This is a genomic window from Clostridium sp. UBA4395, from assembly GCF_002390995.1.
GTDB lineage: Bacteria > Bacillota > Clostridia > Clostridiales > Clostridiaceae > Clostridium_J > Clostridium_J sulfidigenes.
The window spans coordinates 1-4,768 of the sequence record NZ_DGRF01000079.1 but is presented as its reverse complement, the minus strand read 5'-3'; the positions used below and the strand labels follow the sequence as shown (position 1 = coordinate 4,768).

At 27.2% G+C, this 4,768-nt stretch carries 4 protein-coding genes; 2 read left to right on the top strand and 2 right to left on the bottom strand.

What is annotated here, in order from left to right; genetic code table 11:
* Positions 1-184: 184 nt before the first annotated feature.
* Positions 185-1,453, top strand: a complete 1,269-nt coding sequence (locus B2694_RS15125; RefSeq protein ID WP_035135804.1) for a Y-family DNA polymerase — start codon at positions 185-187, stop codon at positions 1,451-1,453.
* A 55-nt stretch (positions 1,454-1,508) separates the two neighbouring features.
* Here the strand turns inward: B2694_RS15125 and B2694_RS15120 are convergent, their stop codons facing one another.
* Together B2694_RS15120 and B2694_RS15115 are read right to left on the bottom strand one after the other, a co-directional pair.
* The gene (locus B2694_RS15120) at positions 1,509-2,498 is read right to left on the bottom strand and encodes an ATP-binding protein (RefSeq protein ID WP_346886446.1); all 990 of its coding nucleotides are present in this window, start codon (positions 2,496-2,498) and stop codon (positions 1,509-1,511) included.
* Positions 2,491-3,486, bottom strand: a complete 996-nt coding sequence (locus tag B2694_RS15115) for a DnaD domain protein (protein WP_346849182.1) — start codon at positions 3,484-3,486, stop codon at positions 2,491-2,493. Before B2694_RS15115 ends, B2694_RS15120 begins: the two co-directional genes overlap by 8 nt.
* A 354-nt stretch (positions 3,487-3,840) precedes the next feature.
* Here B2694_RS15115 and B2694_RS15110 point away from each other — a divergent pair, with 354 nt between their 5' ends.
* Positions 3,841-4,713 (top strand): M23 family metallopeptidase, encoded by an 873-nt coding sequence (locus B2694_RS15110; RefSeq protein WP_346886445.1) that lies wholly within the window; start codon positions 3,841-3,843, stop codon positions 4,711-4,713.
* Positions 4,714-4,768 lie beyond the last annotated feature (55 nt).

Here is a 4,768-nt window from a genome sequence, read left to right as displayed (position 1 = left end):
CCAAGGGCACTTTTTTTATTTTTTGAATTAGTACATAAGTAAAAAATAATTAAATACATAAAAATTAAGGGCATATTTTAATTTAAAATAAATTATTGTCATAAAGGTATATAATTATATCTTTACAAACGAATATTTGTTCGTTAAAATAAGAATGTAAGTTAATTTTGAGGATGTGATATTTGTGGAGAATAAGTCCGAGAGAATAATATTTCATATAGATGTTAACTCTGCATTTCTATCATGGACAGCTATAAATTTATTAAGATGCGGGGAAAGTGAAATAGATATAAGAAAAATTCCTTCTATAATAGGTGGAAGTATAGAAGATAGAAGAGGAGTAGTTTTAGCAAAATCAATTCCAGCTAAGAAATTTAATATAATAACCGGAGAACCTATAGTAGCCGCGTTGAAAAAGTACCCTCAATTAAAAGTTTATCCACCAGAACATAAACTATATACAAGGTTTAGTAATGATATGTATAAATTGCTAGAACCATATTCTGATTTTATTGAAAGATATTCTATAGATGAAGTTTTTATGGAAGCAAGTCATTTTAAATATGACTACATGGAAAAGGCTAAGGAAATTAAAAGAAAAATAGAAGAAGACTTAGGTTTTACAGTAAATATAGGAATAGGAAATAATAAGTTATTAGCTAAGATGGCTAGTGATTTTTCTAAGAAGAATTCTATCCATACATTATTTAAAGAAGAAATAAAAATAAAGATGTGGCCACTTAAAGTAGGCGATTTATTTATGGTTGGAAAAGCAGCAGAAAAAAAGCTTATAGATTTAAATATATTTACAATTGGAGATTTAGCAAATTATAATTTGAGCATTTTAAGAAATATATTTAAGAGCTATGCAAATATAATTTACGAATATGCCAATGGAATAGATAATTCACCCATTAACTGTGATAATTATGTGGATGTAAAAGGCATAGGAAATTCAACTACTACAAGCAAGGATATATTAAGTATAGATGAAGCTCTAAAAGTATTATTGTCACTTACTGAAAGTGTAGCTAAGAGACTTAGAGCTAATAAGTCTTTATGTGGTATCGTAGCTGTATCAATAAAGTCGAATATATTTACAACTTATTCTCATCAGAAAAAGTTTTTAACCCCAACAGATTCCACTGAAGAAATTTTTAAATTAGTGAAAGTAATATTTAAGGAGATGTGGCGTAGAGAACCCATAAGATTATTAGGAGTCAGAGTAACTAAGTTGAGTGATAATAGTATATATCAAAAATCTTTATTTGATGATGAAAAAATAGATAAACAAAGAAGCTTAGATAGTACCATAGATAAAATAAGAGAAAAGTATGGAGATTCATCCATAATAAGATCTACCTTTATACACTCAAATAATAAAAGGGGCTTAGAAGATGAAAAGGCAGAAGACTTTTTAATGATGGGAGGTCTTTATGATTCTTCTAAATAAAAAAACATCCTAACTTAATATAAGTATAAGTTAGGATGCCTTTGATCAAATGAAATTATTTAGAGGATGCTTTACTATTTAAATTTTTTTCAAGTCTTATATCATTACCATAAAACTTAAACAAAGAAAAATTACCAAAAAGTCTAGAGGTAATACGTTCTGAATAGATAGATAATAATTCATCTAAAGAAAAGTTACTAGATATTAACATTTTCTTATTTCTTAGAAGCTTTGTATTCAGTAGGTTAAATAACTCAGATATAGCAAATTCTGAGGATACTTCGGTACCTAAGTCATCTATTATAAGCAAATCACAATTAATTAGGTGATCTTCTAGAACTGAATTGTTATTAAATCTTATATCTTTTAAGTTTTTAATCAATTCTTCAGAAGTCTTATATACTATAAAATATCCATTATCTATTAATTCTTTTGCGATGCAGTGAGATAAAAAGGTTTTTCCAGTGCCTGGATTACCATAAAAAAGAAGATTTTCTGATGTTGACTCAAAGTTTGCTATATATCTAAAACATTGATTTACAATGCTTTTCATATTTTCCTTTGGACTATATTTTTCACGGCCATTTCTTTTATCACTGTAGAAGTCCATATTAAAATTAGCAAAATTATGATCATCAGAAACTATGAATAAATCACTATTTCTATAATAAATACTATTAAGTTTTTGTTTATAGCAACTACATTTTTGTAATCCTATAAATCCAGTATCATTACATTTATTACAATTATAATGAATATCTAGATAATCTAAAGGATAACCGTTTGATACCAGTAACTCAGTCTTTTTAACTCTTAAATTAGTTATATTTTCCCTTAATTCTTTTAAATGTTGTTCCCTATTAGGCGCATCTTGAAAGGCGGCTAGGGAAACCTTAATACATAGCTTCCCTATATGATTTTCAATATCATCTATTTCAGGAACACGTTTTTTTACTTCTGATTTTCTTAATTCTAAAGCATTTTTTTGATTTTCCTTTATTTTATCATAAAGTTTCATAATTTCTAAATGATATTTATTAGTCATTATTATCCCATCCTAAAAGTTTTCTTTCTAAATCTTCAAAATCATAGGTCCTTTGATCGTAACTATGAAATTTACCTTTGCCTTTTTTCGTATTGGTATTTGAAACTTCATTAACAATAGGTTTAAAATTAATTTTTTTCTTGTCTTTTAACTCAATATCTTGAAGAGTTTTAATTTTGTCTTTAAACCAACTATTAAGTATACCATCAATATATTTAAAGTCGGCTCTATTTAGTCTTTCAAAGCATATGTCACAAGCTTTATATATAATTTCTAAAGAAAAATTATATACATTTAACCATTTTTCCAAAAGCTCTTCTTGAGGTTTCATAACATCACCATTTTTCAGACCTAAATAAGTTAAGATTTTTCTTATATTAATCCATTTATCCTCATGCTTTTTTATAAAGTCTTGTGCTTCGTCTATACTAGTTATATTGTTATCACTCCAAGATACAGCTATTTTCTCAATATATCTATAGTCAGATTTTCCTTTAGAAACACAATATTCTATAAGTAAAAGTATAATTTCAGGAGAAAAATTAAAGTCGTTTTGCCATCCGAGATAAGTAGTCATTTCTTTGGGCGAAAGTGGACGTGCTAATAATCTTTCTATATCTTGCAACATATCTTTAACCATAGAATTATCTAGTTCTTTTAATAAATTCACAGATTTTCCGTTATCGGGAGCCTTAGTTAGTTCTAAGAATTCTATATTATAATTTCCCATGTTATCTATGGGAACTAATCTTATAACACCTTCGTCATTCCAATAATTCCAAGCATTTATTACGTCAGTTTCTAATAAGGATAGAGCTGAAGCTATAAGAGTTGAGTTTACACCTATTTCTCCACTAACACAATATTTAAGACCAAGTAAATAAACTTTTATATACTCGCCTCTAGCCTTTGCCATGAAGTTATCTATAAACACATTGCTTACGGGAGTATAATCTAAATTTTTGGTTTTAAACATAAAAGTACTCATAGAATCTCAACCTTTCCATGTTATCGTAATGTAATATCATTACATTAAACTCTTGTTGAAAACTAAGGTTATAATTATATATAAGTAAATAAATTATTTATTTGATATATAAGTTATATCTTATTGCTCTATTTTTATAACCTTTTAGAATAAGTTTCAATTAAGAATTATATTATAACCTTAGTATATCATATAGTAAACCTATTAAAAGTAAAATTTAATAATTAATAAATGTATAGATATTAGTATATAAAATTAATATTTTATTAATAATAAAATTGACTATTGTTTTGTACATTATGTTTAAAATAATTTCAATGGGGTATATTATCATTGTAGTAGGGAGGTAATACAATGATGAAAAATATACTACGAGAATTATTCATAGTATGTGTATCACTCTTATGTATTTTAACTATGATTACCATGAATCCGGTAGAAGCAAAAGAAAATGTAAAAGCGAATGAAAAAATAAAGGCAGTAGTTATGAAATCAGATGGTGTAGAAATTGGCATAGTTGCTGATGAAGCTACAGGTAACAATGCTCTTAATAAAGTAAGAGATATCTATATAGATACATGTAATATAGATAATGTTAAAGATATTGCTGTAAATAATAAGATAGTATATGAAAAAATAACTTGTAATAAAGAAGACGTTTTAAGTGAAAGTGAAATTTCTAATAAAATAATAGGATACAATAATACAAATGATAACAGTTTAATTAACTTTACAGTTACAAAAGAAAATCAGGTTAAATATATACAAAAGACTAATAATTCGCAAGTTGCTTTTACGCCTCTTAGTAGGAGGAATACCCAAATAAATAGAGAGGTTTTTTTACACAATTCAATAACAACACCTATAAAAGGTATACTAACTTCCACTTTTGGTGAGAAGAGAGAAGGATATTATCATAAGGGAATTGATTTGGCTGCTAATACAGGTACTGAAATTCAAGCTGCATTAGATGGAACAGTGAGCTTTTCAGGGATAGCAGATGGGTATGGTAAAGTAGTAATAATCGACCATAGTGATAACTTGCAGACTGTATATGCACATTGTAGTAAATTAAATGTGTCTGAAGGTGAACAGGTTCTAAGAGGGCAAGTTATAGCAGAAGTTGGTAATACTGGAGATAGCACAGGTCCACATCTACATTTTGAGATAAGAGTAGATGGAGTTCCAATAGATCCTTTAGGATATACAGGGATAATTGGATATTAAATTTTTAATAAAGGGGGCGTCGCAAAATAACTAATTAAGTTATGGAGCGATGCTC